The following is a 15,477-nucleotide window of genomic DNA, read 5'->3' as shown; positions in this document are numbered from 1 at the left end:
ACTACACCCCGGGCTTCAGGAAGAGTTCGACGACGGGCACCGCCACGTCCGGTCGCTGGACGGGCAGCTTCAGTGTCAGGGTACCCGCTGGTTGTCCGCCAGGAGTGGTGTTGATTGCCGCCCGGTCCGGTGCGATCTCCAGCATCGCGACTTCGGAGGCGTCGTTGAGCAGTTGGGCGTATTCCACTTTGCCGGCGAGTTCGGGGAGATGGACGTATTCGAACGGCCACGCAAACAAGTGGACGTAAAGGCTGTCACCGCGGCGTGTGTACCGGGCGTCGGCAGGCGCGGTCCACGCAGCGGGTCCAGCTCCGTAGATGGCCCGGGAATGCAGCTTCATCCAGTCGCCGATGCCGCGGAGGGACTCCACAGCCCGGGGATCGAAATTGCCGCGGGCCGTGGGGCCAACGTTGAGGAGCAGGTTGCCGTCCTTGGACACCCCATCCACAAGCATGCGCACCAGCAAGTCCACGGACTTGTAGTCCAAGTTGTCCCGGTCATAGCCCCAGCTACCGTTGAGGGTTTGGCATGCTTCCCAAGGCACTTCGATGCCGTCCACCACCATGGGCCCGGAAGGCTGGTACTGCTCCGGCGTGGCGAAGTCGCCAGGAATGTCCAGGCGGTCGTTGACGATGATGCCGGGTTGAAGTTCCCGGACCATCTTCAAGAGTTCCACGGACCCCCACGCGTCGCGGCCCTTTCCGCCCCAGATGTGCTTGTGGTCCTCGCTCGTGTAGGAAAAGTCGAAGAAGAGGTAGTCGATCTGGCCGTAGTTGCTCAGCAGCTCGCGCACCTGGCCATGGAGGTATTCGCGGTAGCGGGCCATGTCGCGGCCCTCGTTGAGCTTTTCGGCCTCGGGGTTGTCGCGTTCGGGGTGGAACCCGTCGATGGTGAAATCCGGGTGGTGCCAGTCAATGAGGGAGTGGTAGAAACCGACCTTCAGGCCGAATTCCCGCAACGCTTCGACGTACTGGGCCACGAGGTCCTGCCCGGACGGAGTCTTGGTGGATTTGTAGTCGGTGAGTGCGGAATCCCAGAGGCAGAAGCCTTCGTGGTGCTTGGTGGTCAGCACTACGTATTTCATGCCGGCGTCTTTCGCCGCGCGGGCCCATTCCCGCGGATCGTAGAGATCCGGGTTGAAGTGCTGGAAGTACTTCTCATATTCCTCGGCAGGAATACGTTCGCGATTCATGACCCACTCGTGCCGGGCCGGCAGGGCGTACAAGCCCCAGTGGACGAACATACCGAACCGGGACTGCGTGAACCAAGGTGCTTGGGCGATCATGGGTGGTTACTCCTTCAAGGTTGTTGCGGGTCTTTGGGTTGTTGAGTGTTGTGCGGCCCTGGAGGTAACGCGTCAGCGTCCGCCAAAGCCGCTCGTGACGATGCCTTTGACGAGGTGTTTCTGCAGGAGGATCAGCAGCAGAAGGGTGGGAGCCATTGAGATCACGGAGGCGGCCATGACCAGGTGCCACTGATTGCCCTGTTGGCCGAAGAACATCTGGAGCCCCAACGGGATGGTGCCGAGGTTGTTGACGTCGTTGATCACTACCAATGGCCAGAGGAACGAGTTCCAGTAGCTGATGAAGCTGAAGACCGCCAGGACGGCCATGGTGGGCCTAGCCAGTGGAAGCATGACCAACAGGAAGGTCCTCAGGGTTCCCGCGCCGTCCACCCTGGCCGCGTCGTCGAGTTCTTGGGGTACGCCAAGGAAGAACTGCCGGAGCAGGAAGGCACCGAATGCCGTGAACGCCCAGGGCACAATGAGCGCCTGGAAGGTGTTCACCCAGCCCACCTTCTGCATCATGACGAACATCGGGACAATCAGGACTTCTTGGGGGATCATCAGCGTTGCGAGGAACACCATGAAAACCAGGTTCCGTCCCCGCCAGCGCTGCCGGGAGAAGGCGTAGCCGGAGAAAGCGGAAACCACCAGGGTGAGTGCCGTTCCAGCGGCCGAAACCAAGAGTCCGTTGCCCATGAAGCGCAGGAACGGCATGTAGTTCAGGGCCTCCTGGTAGTTCTGCCACCGGAATTCCGAGCCGAACAACTTCGGCGGGACGCTGAAGATCTCAGCAGGGGGTTTGAACGATGTCGCAAACATGTAGATGAGCGGCGACAGGAAGAGCAGCGCGATAAGGCAAAGGATCATGTATCCGATGGCGGGCCGGATCCTCGTGGTCCATCGTCTTCCGGGCGCTCCGGAGCCACGGGGACGGGCGGTGAGGGGGCGTATCCGGCTGGTTGTCTCAAGCATCGTAGTGGACCCACTTCTTTTGTCCGAGGAACTGGACTGCAGTCACGCCGAGGATGATGACGAACAGGATCCAAGCAGCCGCGGATGCCAGGCCGAGCTGGTGGAACTGGAAACCCTGGTTGTAGATATAGAGGACGATCGTCGAGGTGGCCGAACCCGGCCCTCCCTTGGTGAGGATGAACGGCTGGGCGAAGACCTGGAACGAGGTAATGAGGGTCATCATCGTGCCAAAGAAGATGGACGGCGAAATGAGCTTGAGCTTGATGCGCCAGAAGATGGTCCAGGCGTTGGCGCCATCGATTGCGGCCGCTTCGGTGAGGTTCTCAGGAACTGCGTCCAAGGCGGCGGAGAACACCAGCATGTTGTAGCCGAACCCCTGCCACACGCTCATGACGACAATGGCCATCATTGCCCAGTGTTCGTCTCCGAGGAAGTTCGGCGCTGAAATTCCCGTGGCGCTTTGCAGGGTGCCGTCGATGAATCCACCGGGTTGGTACAGCATCCTCCAGACGACGACGTTGGCCACCACCGGGGTGATCGAAGGAATGAAGAAGATGACCCGGAAGATGTGGCGCCCCTTGATGCGCGGAGTCAACCACGCGGCAAGGCCGAGGGAAACAACCAGGTTCAGGGGCACATAGAGGACCACGAACAACACGGTGTTCCCGACAACCTGCCCGAAGATCGGATCGCTGAACAGCTTCTCGTAGTTGCCCAGGCCGAGGAAACTCGGGGTTCCCAGGAGCGGCCAGCGGAAGAAGCTGATGACGAGGGAAACAACGATCGGCAGCAGCGTGAAGATCGCGAGACCGAGGCCATGCGGCAGGGCAAAGGCCGGTCCCCACATTGTCCTCCGGCCGAGCTGGGCATCCGGTTCGGCCTTCGCCTTCCCACTGACGGTGGCAGCCGTTGCTTCAGGAAGCGGCGCCTTTGCGGGCTTGAGTAGTGTCATTTCTCATTCCTTTGCGAAGAGTGCGTGCCTGCCCGGCTGTTAGTCGGGCACTGCCAGGCAGGCATCACACTGATCATCGGGGCAGCTGGGCCGCAATGTCTTTCATGACATCCGCTGCGCTCTGCTGTCCATTGATGGATTTGACGAGGTACTGGTTGAAAAGCTGGCCCAGTTGGTCGCTGTTGGTGTTGCTTGGCATCGGCACTGCCGTGGCCTCGGCGCTCTTAAGGGTCTCCGCGACTCCGGGAATGCCCGCGTTGTCAATCCACTTTGTCTGCTGGGCGGTGCGTGCGGCCAGTGCGCGCCCGGCTGCCGCCAGATTCCCCAGGACCTTGTCGCCGGTCATTTCCTTGAGGGCGGCAAAGGCCTTGTCCGGAGTAGCGCATTGCTTGGAGATGCCCCATCCGGAGCCGGCGCTGAACGTCTTCCCGCCGCCAGGGCCGGCGGGAAGGGTGGTGACGCCGACTTTGAACTTGGCTTTGGCCTTGACGTCCAGCAGGGACCACGGACCGTCGATACTCATCGCGGTATTGCCGGCCATGAATTCATTGGCGCTGAATGCCGTGTCGCCGCCGGGCAGTTCGGGGGAGACCTTCTCCTTGCTTGTCAGGTCGGAAACCCACTGGAGTCCCTTGGCGAAGGTCGGATCGCTCGCGTCCATGGTGCCGTCTTCCTTCAAGACGCGTCCGCCGTTGTAGGCGAGGACTTGCGATTCAACGAAGAGATCGGCCGTGTTCGGTGCGATCGCATGTTTGCCGTTGGCCGTCAGCTTCTTCGCGGCTGCCACGAACTCGTCGGCCGTCCAGCCCGCCTTCGGGACCGGCACGCCCGCGGCGTCGAACATGTCCTTGTTGTAGAACATCATCACCGGGCCCACGTCATACGGCAGGGCGTACAGATTGTTATCGGCGCTGAGCCCCTTGATCATGGAGGAGTCGAACGCGCTCAAATCCAGGTTGTTCTTTTTCACCAGGTCATCGAGCGGCAGCATGCCATCCTTGAGCTGCGCTGTCCGCAGGCTCTGGACCGCCACCAGGCACGGGGCTGTGTTCGAGCTGAGCTGGGTGCTCATCTTGGTGAAGTAGTCCTGAAAGGTAGAACCCTGCAGGGTGATCTTCACATCGCCCAAGGTGTTGCTGACGTCATCGGCAACTTTCTCCCAGTTCTTCTGGTCTTCCGTGCCGCCGACCCACATGGCCCACGTCATGGCGGTCTTGCCGTCTGCGGTACTGCCGGACGAGCTGCCCCCGCAGCCTGTGAGTCCAATGAGGCCCAGTGCCAAGGCACCTGCCACCAACGCTTCTTTGCGCATATCTTTCACCACGTGCTTTCAGTAGGGAACTGTGCTTTCGAGGAATTTCGATAAAGGTTATTGCCGGGGAGTCAAAGGAGGGGATCCCGCGGCCCACACAGGGCCATCGGGAAAGCTGTAGCCGGCCAACGTGCCGCCGACCATTTCACTGCCGGCACCGGGTGCCGACGGCGGCCAGTACGAGCCGTCGTGGACATCCACCGGAGTGACAAAGTGCTCGTGCAGATGGTCGACGAACTCAATCATCCGACCATCCTTGTCGGCGGATACCGCCACGAAATCGAACATCGACAAGTGTTGGACGGCCTCGCAGAGGCCAACTCCACCTGCATGTGGGCAGACGCGGACGCCGAACTTCGCCGCGAGCAGGAGGATGGCGATGTTCTCGTTCACTCCCGCCACCCTCGCCGCATCCAGTTGCAAGACCTGCAGGGATCCGGCCTGCAGCATCTGCTTGAACATCACGCGATTTTGGACATGCTCACCCGTGGCCACGGGGATCGGCGCCACGCCCCGGGCAATCGCGGCATGGCCGAGGACATCATCCGGACTGGTGGGTTCCTCAATCCAGGCAATGTCATAGGGAGCCAAATGCGCCATCCAGTCAATCGCTTCCTGGACGTCCCAGCGTTGGTTCGCATCCACGGCGATCTTGATATCAGGCCCCACAGCGTCGCGGGCCGTGCGGACGCGCCGGATGTCGTCTTCCAGCGAGGCCCCCACCTTGAGCTTGATCTGCCCGAAACCGTCTGCAACGGCTTCCTTGGCCAGCCGCACAAGTTTGTCGTCGCTGTAACCCAACCAGCCCGGCGTCGTGGTGTATGCGGGGTATCCTTCCGCGAGAAGTGCTGCCCTGCGGGCGGCGCGCCCCGGCTCCGCCGTCCGCACTATCCCCAGCGCGTCCTCCGGCGTGAGCGCATCGCTGAGGTACCGGAAGTCCACGAGCGCCACAATCTCCTCCGGACTCATCCGGGAAAGCAGCTCCCAGAGAGGCAGTCCGGCCCGCTTGGCTTTGAGGTCCCACAGGGCGTTGACGACGGCGCCGATCGCCATGTGCATCACGCCCTTTTCGGGGCCAAGCCAACGGAGTTGGGAATCGTGGACCAGGAGCTTCCAGGTGCCGCCCATGTCGCCGAGCAGTTCCTCGACGTTGCGGCCCAGGATGTGGTGGCGGAGTGCCTCGATAGCCACTGCCTCCACCTCGTTGCCGCGCCCGATGGTGAAGACGAAACCGTGGCCCTCGTGACCGTCACCCGCGTCGGTGCGGATTACCAGATATGCCGCCGAATAGTCCGGATCCGGATTCATGGCATCCGATCCGTCCAGTTCCAGGGAGGTGGGAAAACGGATATCGAAGGTGTCCACCGCGGTGATGACGCTCATTGTGCTCCTTGCTTGGCAGCAGGTAGTTTGCTGGGAAGAGCGTAAACATCCGATGTCTGCATTGTCAATGGGTCACATTTCCGTATTATGGAGAGCAACAGCAGACTAGAGCTCGGATGTTAGAGCCAGAGCACGGAGGAATACATGAACATGAAATTCGCCCGGCTGGGCACTGCCGGAAATGAAAAGCCGGTTGTCATCGCCCAAAACGCCAACGGCACCGAAAAGTACTTCAGCCTTGACCCGCTGACGAAGGACATCAACGGAGAGTTCCTCGCCACGGACGGCATCGCACGCACCCGCGAAGCCCTTGATGCCGGTAATCTTCCCGAGATTTCTGCCGAAGGACTCCGGATCGGTTCGCCCATCGCCCGGCCCGGCAACGTCGTCTGCATCGGCCTCAATTACACGGCCCACGCGGCCGAATCCGGAGCAACGCCCCCGGAATCACCCGTGGTGTTCCTGAAGCCAAGCAACACGGTCAGTGGCCCGTTCGACCCCGCGCCCATCCCGCCGTCGTCGGAAAAGTACGACTGGGAGGTGGAACTCGGAATCGTGATCGGTCGCGAAGCGTCATACCTTTCCAGCACGGACGAGGCCGCGGACTGCATCGCGGGCTACGTCGTCGCGAATGATCTCTCAGAACGCGACTACCAGCTGCCCGGCGCCGCGGGCCAGTGGACCAAGGGCAAGTCCCTTCCTCAGTCCACTCCCCTGGGCCCGTGGCTGGTTCCCGCGGATGGGCTCGACGCCGGACACCTCGCGTTGCGCACCTGGGTCAATGGCGAGATCCGTCAATCGTCGGACACCTCTGACATGATTTTCGATGCCCTGACCGTGGTCCACCATCTCAGCCAGTACATGGTGCTGGAGCCCGGCGACGTGATCCTCACGGGCACCCCGGAAGGCGTGGCGCTCTCCGGCCGCTTCCCGTACATCCAGCCCGGCGACGTGGTGGAGCTCGAAGTCGAAGGACTCGGCCGCCAGCGCCAGGAGTTCTACAGAGCCCACGCAGCTTCGCTTGCTTCAGTAGGCACTGACAAGGCAACGCGGTGAGCACCGAGTTCGAGGGACTCGTAGCGCTGGTCACCGGCGGGGCGTCCGGCATCGGCGCGGCGATCGCGGACCGGCTCGCCGACGGCGGGGCGCAGGTCGCCGTGCTCGACCTCAACCCCTCCGGGACCCCGCATTTCGGCGTCGAATGCAACGTGGCCGACGACGCCTCGGTGCGCTCCGCCGTCGACGCCGTCGTCCGGAAGTTCGGCCGGCTCGACGTGGTGGTCAACAACGCAGGGATCGGCGCACAAGGGGACATCTCTGCAAACGACGACGCCGAATGGCACCGCGTACTCGACATCAACGTGGTGGGCATCGCCCGCGTCAGCCGTGCGGCTCTGCCGTACCTGCGCGAATCGCCCGCGGCCGCGATCGTGAACACGTGCTCCATCGCCGCGACGGCAGGGCTGCCGCAGCGGGCCTTGTATTCGGCGTCGAAGGGCGCAGTCTTGTCCCTCACGCTGGCCATGGCGGCCGACCACGTCCGCGAAGGGATCCGCGTCAACTGCGTCAACCCCGGCACGGTGGACACGCCATGGGTAGGCAGGCTGCTCGAATCCTCCGCCGATCCCGCCGCCGAACGCGCTGCCCTCAACGCCCGACAGCCACACGGCCGTCTCGTGGAGGCCGCCGAGGTGGCCGGCGCCGTCGCCTACCTCGCAAGCCCGCTGTCCGGCTCGACGTCGGGCACGTCCCTGGCGATCGACGGCGGCATGCAGGGGCTGCGGTTGCGCCCGGTGGGATAGCTACGTAACGCAACGCCCGCGCAACCCCTCTCCACCACCGGTTCGCCTATGCTCAACACCAGGCAATCGATGGCGATCCACCAAGGAGCAGGCATGAGCAATTGGCGCATCAGGGACTTCCATTCCTCGGACATGGACGGGATACTGCACCTTTGGGAGTCGCTCAAAGCCGACAACGTGGACCCTGTCTATGCGCTCTCCGAGGTCCTTGCTTCATGCGAGAAGGACCACGCGGTGGTGGCGGTGCAGGGCGAGCAGGTGGTTGGTGCCGCCGTCGGACGTGCGGCCCATGACCAGGGCTGGATCGTTTTCCTGGCCACGCTGCCCGAATTCCGTGGACGCGGGATCGGCACTTCGCTGCTGGCCGCCGTCGAGAACCGGATGACTCCGCACGGGCTCAACAAGCTCTCGGCGCTCATGCCCGAGTCCGAAACCCGAGTCGAGGCGTTCCTGGGCCGCGGCTTCCTGCTCAAGCAAAACCTGCACTATTTTGAGCGGACCATCCCGGTGCAGCGCCAGGAACTCGAGCCGTTGAGCCAGCTCGGCGGCCGCATCCTGGCCCGGGACCTGTGGGAAAACGTCGCCGGCATGCGCCGCGAAAAGGAGCTGCTGGAACGCCGTCTGGTCCTACCCCTGGCCGAGGCTGACCTCGCCGACCAATTCGGCGTGGTGCCGCCGCGCGCCGTCGTGCTCTTCGGCCCTCCCGGGACCGGCAAGACGACCTTTGCGAAAGCGATCGCGTCCCGGCTCGAATGGCCGTTCGTGGAGGTCTTCCCCTCCCGCCTGGCCTCCGATCCCAAGGGACTGGCCGGCGCGCTTCGGGAGACGTTCCTGGAAATCGCCGAACTGGAGCACGCGGTTGTGTTCATCGACGAGGTGGAGGAGATCGCGTCCCAGCGGTCCGGTGAGCCGCCGTCGCCGTTGCAGGGCGTCACCAATGAACTCCTCAAGATCATCCCGGCCTTCCGCGAACAGCCGGGCCGCCTCCTGGTGTGCGCCACCAACTTCATCCGCGCACTGGACACCGCCTTCCTGCGCCACGGCCGCTTCGACTACGTCATCCCCATCGGGCTGCCGGACGTCCATGCCCGCGAGGCCATGTGGCAGCGATTCATCCCGGCCAGCGTGGTGGACTCGGTGGACGTGGCCTTGCTGGTGTCGCGGACGGAGGGCTTCTCCCCCGCGGACATAGAGTACGCGGCACGCAGCGCATCCCAGCGTGCCCTGGAAAAAGCCGTCTACACAGCCGACGCTCCCGGTGACGGCGCCTCCTCCGGGGGCGCCGCACCGGCGTCGAACGCCCGCAAGGGACCAGTCACGCAGGACTATCTCGACGCGATCGCCGACACCCGCACCACCGTCAGCGACGAAGTCCACCAAGACTTCCTCGAGGACATCGACTCTCTCGCCCGGGTTTAGAGCAACGCGGGGTCACTTACGGCCCATGTTGGGGCCCCGGATGGGCCGTAAGTGACCCCGCGTTGGAGAAGGAGGAACCGTGAACCTGTTTCTGACCATCCTGAGCGGGGTCGCTTGGACTACGGTTTACATTTGCGCGATCCGGATCGGGTTTCGCGATAAGACGTACGCGATCCCGGCGGCGGCGCTGGGTTTGAACTTCGCGTGGGAAGTCATCTACTCGGTGCATTCGCTCAGCACGAGGCTCTCCGTGCAGGGCGTCATCAACATTGCCTGGGCGTTGGCCGACGTCGCGATTGTGTACACGTTCTTCGCGTTCGGCAGGCGGGAACTTCCCGGATTTGTCACACGGCCGCTGTTCATCGGGTGGGCGGCTCTCTTGGGCTTGGCGTCGTTCGCGGTGCAGTGGCTGTTCATCACCGAGTTCGATTGGGATCCGGCCTCCCGGTACGCGGCTTTCCTGCAGAATCTCCTGATGTCCGGCCTGTTTATTGCAATGTTCGCTGCCCGACGCAGCCTGCGGGGCCAGTCCCTGGTGATCGCTGTGGCGAAGTGGATCGGAACCCTCGCGCCAACGATCACCTTCGGGGTGCTCGAGAATTCACTGTTCATCCTGGGCATTGGCGTCCTGTGCAGCATTTTCGACCTGACGTACATCGGGCTGCTGTTGTGGGCCAAGAGGAACCCCGGCGCCCTCTCCAGGGATCGGGACTCCGGGGGCCTCCCGGCGGTACCCTGAACCATGTCCATGAATCCATTGCGCCATGCATTGTCGCGCATGGGCGGGCGCGATCCCCAGGAGCTGAATCGCACCGCCACACCCCTGGAACTCTTCTTTGACCTCACTTTTGTCATCGCCTTCGGGGTGGCCGGCAGCCAGTTCGCTCATGAGCTGGCCGAGGCCCGTTTCGGCTCCGGGTTGATCGGCTTCACCTTCGCGATGTTCGCCGTCATGTGGGCCTGGATCAATTTCTCGTGGTTTGCCAGCGCCTATGACACTGACGACTGGGTCTTCCGGGTTGTCACCATGGTGCAGATGGTGGGTGTGCTCATCCTTGCCATGGGCATCGAGCCGATGTTCCAATCGCTCGACGAAGGCCACCGCGTGGACAACTCGACCATGGTGCTGGGTTACATCATCATGCGCTTGGCGTTGGTTTTTCAGTGGCTACGCGCGGCGAAGCAGGATCCGGAGCGCAGAAGCGCTTGCCTCACCTACGCGAAGTTCCTGGTGGTGGCACAGATCGGCTGGGTGGTGGTGCTGATTGTCCACGCCGACATCCTGACGAATTTCCTCATGGCTGCCCCGCTCTTCCTGCTGGAAATGGCGACTCCGACCATCGCCGAGCGCAAAGCCAAGACACCGTGGCACGCGCACCACATCGCGGAACGCTACGGACTCCTGGCGATCATCGCCTTGGGCGAGTGCCTGATCGGAGCCATCGAATCCCTTCGGGCAATCGTGGCCCTTCATGGCTGGTCTGTTGACGCAGCCCTCGTGGGTCTCGGCGGGACCGGGCTGGCCTTTGGAATGTGGTGGATCTACTTCATCCTCCCGGCTGGCCACGCCCTGCATCACCAACGGCACCGGGCATTCGCCTTCGGATACGGCCACATGTTCATCTTTGGGTCAATCGCCGCTACTGGTGGCGGACTTCATGTGGCCGCGCTCTTCATTGATCATGCTGCCCTCATCAGCGCCACCGTTGTAGTGGCCACCATCGCCGTCCCGGTGGCCCTGTTCAAGGTAGCCCTGAGTTCGCTCTACGGCTACCTGCTGGGTTTCGACCGCGCGCTCCTCGGGGTCACGGCCCTCGTGGTCGTGTTGCTTTGCGGCAGTGTGGGCCTGGCCGCCCTGGACGTCTCTGTTCCTGTCTGCATGATGGTCATTGTGGCGGCTCTGGCCCTCTCGATCGTGATCGACGAAAGGCGCGGGGCGGCACGCCGGGAAGCTGCACTGGAAAGGCTGGGGGCACACCCGGCCACCTAGGCGAAATCGTGGGTCCTGGCCCCAAACCGCCGTACCGGAACGCAGCGAACGGCCTGCACCCACGATGCCGCGGCTCGGCACATCGGCACGAACGTACCGATTCCCAGCGATCGACCCTTGATTCGCTTCCCATGGAGGCGGAAAATGGTGAAACCGGCACGAACGTACCGGAGCGCGGACAACGCGCATGCCCACAAAAAGACGAGGAAGGATGGACATGTCCTCCAGGGAATTCACCGAGTCCCTTGGCGCCAAGGTCCGTGCCCGCCGCGGCTCCCTGAGCCTGAGCCAGTCCGACCTCGCAGACCTCGCAGGAGTCTCGGAGCGATTCGTCCGGTTCGTGGAGCAGGGGAAGACCACGGTCCAATTGGAGCCACTCCTTGCGGTCCTCGGCACTCTGGGCCTTGAGCTCAAGGTGCAACCCGCGGGCAAGCAATCCAAGCTGCCATGACCTTCCACCGCATCGCCGACGTCTACAAGCAAGGCGTCCTGGCCGCGCGCATCGAGCGGCATGAAGGCGGCACCAAGTTCAGCTACTTGCCGCGGTACCTCGACTCAGGCGGTCCGGCCGTTGCCACGACGCTCCCGCTGACGCGTGAAGCAGTGTTCACCCCGAGCGGCGCGGTTCCGCCCTATTTCACGGGCCTCCTCCCGGAAGGCCGCCGCCTGAATTCCCTGCGCCGGGCGGTCAAGGCCAGCGCCGACGACGAGCTCGCGCTCCTCATGGGCGCGGGCGGGGACGCCGTGGGCGATGTCCAGACGGTCCCCCACGGCGAGCCGCCCACGGAAGGAGGCTCCGCCGTCGTGCTCGACTCGAAGCTGCCGCTCGACTTCGATGCGCTGCTCGGCGATTCGGGCCTCATCGACCCAGTGGCGCTGGCGGGGGTGCAGGACAAGTTATCGGCCGGAATGATTTCGCTCCCGGTAGCGCAAGCTGGCAAGCGCTTCATCCTCAAGCTCAATGCTCCCGAGTTCCCGTTCGTGGTGGAAAACGAGCTCCTCATGTTCCGTTTTGCCCGCAAGCTCCGGATACCGGTGAGCAGCGTGCAGTTGGTGCACGACGTCGGCGGGCGGGCGGGGCTGCTCGTCGAGCGTTTCGATCGCCTCACCGGAGCCGACGGCGCTCCCGTGCGCCTCGCCGTCGAGGACGGAGCCCAAGTGCTGGGCCTGTACCCCGCGGACAAGTACAGCGTGCCGTTCGGCGAGGTTTGCGCGGCGCTGGCGGCACACTGTTCCGCACCACTCCCTGCCTTGCGGAACCTCGCCATCCAGCTGGCTTTCGCCTGGCTAAGCGGCAACGGCGACCTGCATGCGAAGAACGTGTCCATGCTTCAGTCGCCGCAGGGCGAATACACCGTTGCTCCGGTCTACGACATCCCCTCCACAGTGGTCTACGGGGACAAGACGCTCGCGCTGGGCATCGGCGGCAAGAAGAGCGGAATCTCCCGTAAGCACTTCCTTGCCTGGGCCGCGAAGCTCGGCCTGACGGAGCGCGCAGCGGAAGGAATTTTGGGACTCGCGCTCACGGCCTCGGGCCCGCTCATCGCAGAGCTCGACGCCGGCGCCTCGCCTTTCGGGCCGCTGCAGACGAGGGACTGGATCAAGGAGCTAAAGCATCGGCGAAGGTTGATGGGCGGGTAGTTTTCCCTGCACCGGGCGTCAAAGCGGCAGTCGAACTATCGCTTATTGCGTACCCGTTAACACCAACCCGATCGTGGCATAAAGTAAGGGCACCAAACGGTATCTGCGCGGCCCGCAGACCAGCGGAGCGCGGAGTCAGCATTTCCATTCGTACACAAAAGGGAGACCCTCATGTTGCTTTGGATAGCCATCATTATCGCTGTTCTCTGGCTTCTCGGCTTTATCGGCAATATCGGCGGCGGGTTCATTCACCTGCTTTTGGTCATTGCCGTGATCGTCCTGATCTTCCACTTCCTCCGGGGAAGATCCCGCGCCTAAGTACCGGGCGTTCGGTCCTAGGTTCAAGCGCATGGCGACGCTAGGCTCGCTCTCAGAGGCGAGATGGGCTCGCCGCGAGCCAAGGGATTGAACGTATGGCACAGCAGGCCGGACACCAATCGACATCCACCACGGGCACTCTTCCGCATTCACGCTCGTATCTGAGACCTACACGGTTGCTCTCTCAAAGCGAGCGGGAAAAGCTCCACCCATCGGTCCTGGCGGAGGCCGAGCGCCGGGCCGCAAGCATTCAGCTTCGAGTCGCGGATGCAATTACGGCCTTCGCCGGATCGATGAATTTCGTCTACCTGCACATTCTGCTTTTCGCCGTGTGGATGCTCGTGTTCGAGCAGAGTCCGTGGCCGACGTTGACTCTGATCGTCTCGCTCGAAGCGATCTTCCTCTCGACCTTCGTCATGATCGGACAGAACCGCCAAGCGGCTTTCCAACAGGTGAAGGCGGACCATGACTACAATGCCCAGGAGCATCTGCTCGAAGAGAACACCGACCTCACGCGTGCGATTCACGAGCTCACCGCCCAGATCCACCAGCGGGTCTTGGCGGAAGTCACCGCATCCACCAGCAGCTCGGCGTCCGCAGCCAGCCCGATACAGGATGACCCGACCAAACCTTAGGCAGGCGGGAGCTGCCGAATCGGACCGCTAGTCGGCCAATCGGTCCATTTCGGACAGGAGATCCGGGTTGATGCGCTGCAGGACCAAGTGGATTTCGCCACGAGGCACAGCCTTGTAAAGCACTTCCCGGGCGTCTGCGTAGCGCGTGGTGGGTGCCTTGTCCGGCCATTTCTCGGCGAGCGCCCGCTCGCGCTCCGGCACGGAGTGGTGGGCGTTGCAGGCGATCTTGACCAGGGTGGCGTCATGGTCCTGTGCGATGTGCAGGACCACGGCTTCATCGTTGTCCGAGTCATCTTGGAAGCGGCGGGTTACGCGTTCGATGATGCCCACGGCACGTTCGGAAACGCCCATGTCGAGCAGCGCCTGCTTGGTAATCGGGGTGTCCTTGGCGATGTCGTGCAGGTAGCCAGCGATCCGGATGTCGTCGTCGAAATCGGCGAGCGCATCCCCTACCGCCAGCACGTGCTCGCGATAAGGCCGCTTCAGCTTGTCCTTCTGGCGATTGTGCGCCACTTCGGCAAGGACCATGGCTGTTTCAACGGTGAATCTCGGTTCGGTCATGGCTTCATCCTACTGAGCCAGTTCGGCGACTGCCTTCCGCACGGCGGCGCTCAGTTCGAGGTTGCGGCATCCGGCTCCGCCGGGTTCGGCCTGTTGCGGCACGTACCCGAAAGCGAGTTCATACACGGGGTCAGCGAATCCCAAAGATGCGCTGGCGCCGTCGTGCCCGAACGCCCGGTAGCTCCCGTATGGCGAGCGTGCATGCGATTTCATGAACACGGTCCCAAAGCAGCTGGTCTCGCCGAACACGCGGTCGATGCCGAAAACCTGCTCGGCCGAGACAGCCTGGATGGTCTCTTCGCTGAGGAGGGGCGCGACGGCGGGCCGGTCGCCGTCGGCGGCAAGTCCGGTGAGTGCCGCAGCGTAGACGCGGGCCATGCCTTCGGCGCTGGCGACCCCGGCGGCGGAACTCAGGCCGGCGGCGCGCACCTCGCGGATGTTGGGCAGGTCAAGGATGTCCCCCACCGCCGAGTTGGCCGAAAGTCCGAAATGGCTCGCGGGATCAATCCACGGCTGGGAGGGGTCCTCGGCCCAACGGAGGGTGGCATAGCGGGGCTCCTCGGACTCAGGCAGTCCCAGGAAGAAGTGGGCGCCCGTGACCGAACGGATGCGTTGTTCGTAGATTTCCTGGAGGGTGGACCCGGTGATCCTTCGGCAAAGCTCCTCCATGAAGACGCCGATGGTCAGGGCGTGGTACCCGAAGGCGGTCCCGGGCTTCCAGAGCGGCCGCATCTGCGCGAGCTTGGCGGCGGCCAGCTCGGAGTTGTTGTATTCCTCGAGGGTGAGTCCGCCTTCGACTCCAAGAAGACCGGCCTGGTGGGAGAGCAACTGGGCCACGGTAACGGTGGCCTTTCCTTCGGCGCCGAATTCCGGCCAGTACTTGACCACTTCAGCGTCAAGGTCCAGAAAGCCGTCCTGGACCAAAAGCGCGATGACCAGCCCGGACACTCCCTTGGAACAGGAGAAAACACCGGTTACCGAATCCGGGCGGCGGTGCGGGCCGCCGCTGATGTCCAGTACCTTGACGCCGCGGTGGTATGCCGCAAGCTGGGCTGAATATTCCGGGTCCTCGCTGAGGAAACGGCCAAAGAGTTCGGCTACCGGTTCGAATCCAGGGGCAATCGTCTGTGCATCCACCCGGACAGCCTAATCCCTTCAGCCCCCTAACCTCGCTAGCTCGGCCAGGGAACCCGGCAGAATGGGCCCA

Annotated in this window: 16 protein-coding genes; 9 read left to right on the top strand and 7 right to left on the bottom strand. The window is 63.3% G+C overall.

Annotated elements, in window-relative coordinates; genetic code table 11:
- Position 1 precedes the first annotated feature (1 nt).
- From QRN51_RS22555 to QRN51_RS22535, 5 genes are all read right to left on the bottom strand, one after another.
- Complete coding sequence (locus QRN51_RS22555; protein ID WP_284991971.1) at positions 2-1,285, bottom strand: alpha-L-fucosidase; 1,284 nt, start codon at positions 1,283-1,285, stop codon at positions 2-4.
- 72 nt (positions 1,286-1,357) lie between these two features.
- Complete coding sequence (locus tag QRN51_RS22550; protein WP_284991970.1) at positions 1,358-2,257, bottom strand: carbohydrate ABC transporter permease; 900 nt, start codon at positions 2,255-2,257, stop codon at positions 1,358-1,360.
- A complete protein-coding gene (locus QRN51_RS22545) occupies positions 2,250-3,209 on the bottom strand; it encodes a carbohydrate ABC transporter permease (protein WP_284991969.1) in 960 nt (319 codons plus the stop codon). Before QRN51_RS22545 ends, QRN51_RS22550 begins: the two co-directional genes overlap by 8 nt.
- A 73-nt stretch (positions 3,210-3,282) precedes the next feature.
- Positions 3,283-4,533, bottom strand: coding sequence for an ABC transporter substrate-binding protein (locus QRN51_RS22540; RefSeq protein WP_284991968.1), 1,251 nt, complete (start codon positions 4,531-4,533; stop codon positions 3,283-3,285).
- A 45-nt stretch (positions 4,534-4,578) separates the two neighbouring features.
- Entirely contained in the window at positions 4,579-5,904 is a 1,326-nt protein-coding gene (locus QRN51_RS22535; RefSeq protein ID WP_284991967.1) for an L-fuconate dehydratase, read from the bottom strand.
- Between the two features lie 144 nt (positions 5,905-6,048).
- Here QRN51_RS22535 and QRN51_RS22530 point away from each other — a divergent pair, with 144 nt between their 5' ends.
- The 9 genes from QRN51_RS22530 to QRN51_RS22490 all read left to right on the top strand — a co-directional run bounded on the left by QRN51_RS22530 (position 6,049) and on the right by QRN51_RS22490 (position 13,709).
- The gene (locus QRN51_RS22530; RefSeq protein WP_284991966.1) at positions 6,049-6,960 is read left to right on the top strand and encodes a fumarylacetoacetate hydrolase family protein; all 912 of its coding nucleotides are present in this window, start codon (positions 6,049-6,051) and stop codon (positions 6,958-6,960) included.
- Positions 6,957-7,706, top strand: a complete 750-nt coding sequence (locus QRN51_RS22525) for an SDR family NAD(P)-dependent oxidoreductase (protein WP_284991965.1) — start codon at positions 6,957-6,959, stop codon at positions 7,704-7,706. Before QRN51_RS22530 ends, QRN51_RS22525 begins: the two co-directional genes overlap by 4 nt.
- A 93-nt stretch (positions 7,707-7,799) precedes the next feature.
- A complete protein-coding gene (locus QRN51_RS22520; protein WP_284991964.1) occupies positions 7,800-9,125 on the top strand; it encodes an ATP-binding protein in 1,326 nt (441 codons plus the stop codon).
- Positions 9,126-9,204: 79 nt separating this feature from the next.
- Entirely contained in the window at positions 9,205-9,864 is a 660-nt protein-coding gene (locus QRN51_RS22515; RefSeq protein ID WP_059388699.1) for a transmembrane-type terpene cyclase, read from the top strand.
- A gap of 3 nt (positions 9,865-9,867) precedes the next feature.
- The gene (locus tag QRN51_RS22510) at positions 9,868-11,115 is read left to right on the top strand and encodes a low temperature requirement protein A (RefSeq protein ID WP_284991963.1); all 1,248 of its coding nucleotides are present in this window, start codon (positions 9,868-9,870) and stop codon (positions 11,113-11,115) included.
- A gap of 217 nt (positions 11,116-11,332) precedes the next feature.
- Entirely contained in the window at positions 11,333-11,566 is a 234-nt protein-coding gene (locus QRN51_RS22505; RefSeq protein ID WP_284991962.1) for a helix-turn-helix transcriptional regulator, read from the top strand.
- Positions 11,563-12,756, top strand: a complete 1,194-nt coding sequence (locus tag QRN51_RS22500; RefSeq protein ID WP_284991961.1) for a type II toxin-antitoxin system HipA family toxin — start codon at positions 11,563-11,565, stop codon at positions 12,754-12,756. The genes QRN51_RS22505 and QRN51_RS22500 overlap by 4 nt, the downstream gene beginning before the upstream one ends.
- 171 nt (positions 12,757-12,927) lie before the next feature.
- Positions 12,928-13,074 carry a lmo0937 family membrane protein gene (locus QRN51_RS22495; protein WP_113990647.1) on the top strand — a complete coding sequence of 49 codons (147 nt, stop codon included), beginning with the start codon at positions 12,928-12,930 and terminating at the stop codon, positions 13,072-13,074.
- A gap of 95 nt (positions 13,075-13,169) precedes the next feature.
- Positions 13,170-13,709 carry a DUF1003 domain-containing protein gene (locus tag QRN51_RS22490; RefSeq protein ID WP_084784483.1) on the top strand — a complete coding sequence of 180 codons (540 nt, stop codon included), beginning with the start codon at positions 13,170-13,172 and terminating at the stop codon, positions 13,707-13,709.
- 27 nt (positions 13,710-13,736) lie between these two features.
- Here the strand turns inward: QRN51_RS22490 and QRN51_RS22485 are convergent, their stop codons facing one another.
- Both QRN51_RS22485 and QRN51_RS22480 read right to left on the bottom strand, forming a co-directional pair.
- Entirely contained in the window at positions 13,737-14,270 is a 534-nt protein-coding gene (locus QRN51_RS22485; RefSeq protein WP_284991960.1) for a phosphohydrolase, read from the bottom strand.
- A gap of 9 nt (positions 14,271-14,279) precedes the next feature.
- The gene (locus QRN51_RS22480; RefSeq protein WP_284991959.1) at positions 14,280-15,407 is read right to left on the bottom strand and encodes a serine hydrolase domain-containing protein; all 1,128 of its coding nucleotides are present in this window, start codon (positions 15,405-15,407) and stop codon (positions 14,280-14,282) included.
- Positions 15,408-15,477: the final 70 nt, after the last annotated feature.

It is taken from the genome of Arthrobacter sp. efr-133-TYG-120, from assembly GCF_030209785.1.
Taxonomy (GTDB): domain Bacteria; phylum Actinomycetota; class Actinomycetes; order Actinomycetales; family Micrococcaceae; genus Arthrobacter.
The sequence above is the reverse complement of the archived record's forward strand: the minus strand, read 5'-3'. Positions and strand labels throughout refer to the sequence as shown.

Coding starts and splice junctions, on each gene's coding strand:
- QRN51_RS22555 (WP_284991971.1), bottom strand. CDS start 1,285: ATGATCGCCCAAGCACCTTGGTTCACGCAGTCCCGGTTCGGTATGTTC.
- QRN51_RS22550 (WP_284991970.1), bottom strand. CDS start 2,257: ATGCTTGAGACAACCAGCCGGATACGCCCCCTCACCGCCCGTCCCCGT.
- QRN51_RS22545 (WP_284991969.1), bottom strand. CDS start 3,209: ATGACACTACTCAAGCCCGCAAAGGCGCCGCTTCCTGAAGCAACGGCT.
- QRN51_RS22535 (WP_284991967.1), bottom strand. CDS start 5,904: ATGAGCGTCATCACCGCGGTGGACACCTTCGATATCCGTTTTCCCACC.
- QRN51_RS22530 (WP_284991966.1), top strand. CDS start 6,049: ATGAACATGAAATTCGCCCGGCTGGGCACTGCCGGAAATGAAAAGCCG.
- QRN51_RS22520 (WP_284991964.1), top strand. CDS start 7,800: ATGAGCAATTGGCGCATCAGGGACTTCCATTCCTCGGACATGGACGGG.
- QRN51_RS22510 (WP_284991963.1), top strand. CDS start 9,868: ATGTCCATGAATCCATTGCGCCATGCATTGTCGCGCATGGGCGGGCGC.
- QRN51_RS22505 (WP_284991962.1), top strand. CDS start 11,333: ATGTCCTCCAGGGAATTCACCGAGTCCCTTGGCGCCAAGGTCCGTGCC.
- QRN51_RS22500 (WP_284991961.1), top strand. CDS start 11,563: ATGACCTTCCACCGCATCGCCGACGTCTACAAGCAAGGCGTCCTGGCC.
- QRN51_RS22495 (WP_113990647.1), top strand. CDS start 12,928: ATGTTGCTTTGGATAGCCATCATTATCGCTGTTCTCTGGCTTCTCGGC.
- QRN51_RS22490 (WP_084784483.1), top strand. CDS start 13,170: ATGGCACAGCAGGCCGGACACCAATCGACATCCACCACGGGCACTCTT.
- QRN51_RS22485 (WP_284991960.1), bottom strand. CDS start 14,270: ATGACCGAACCGAGATTCACCGTTGAAACAGCCATGGTCCTTGCCGAA.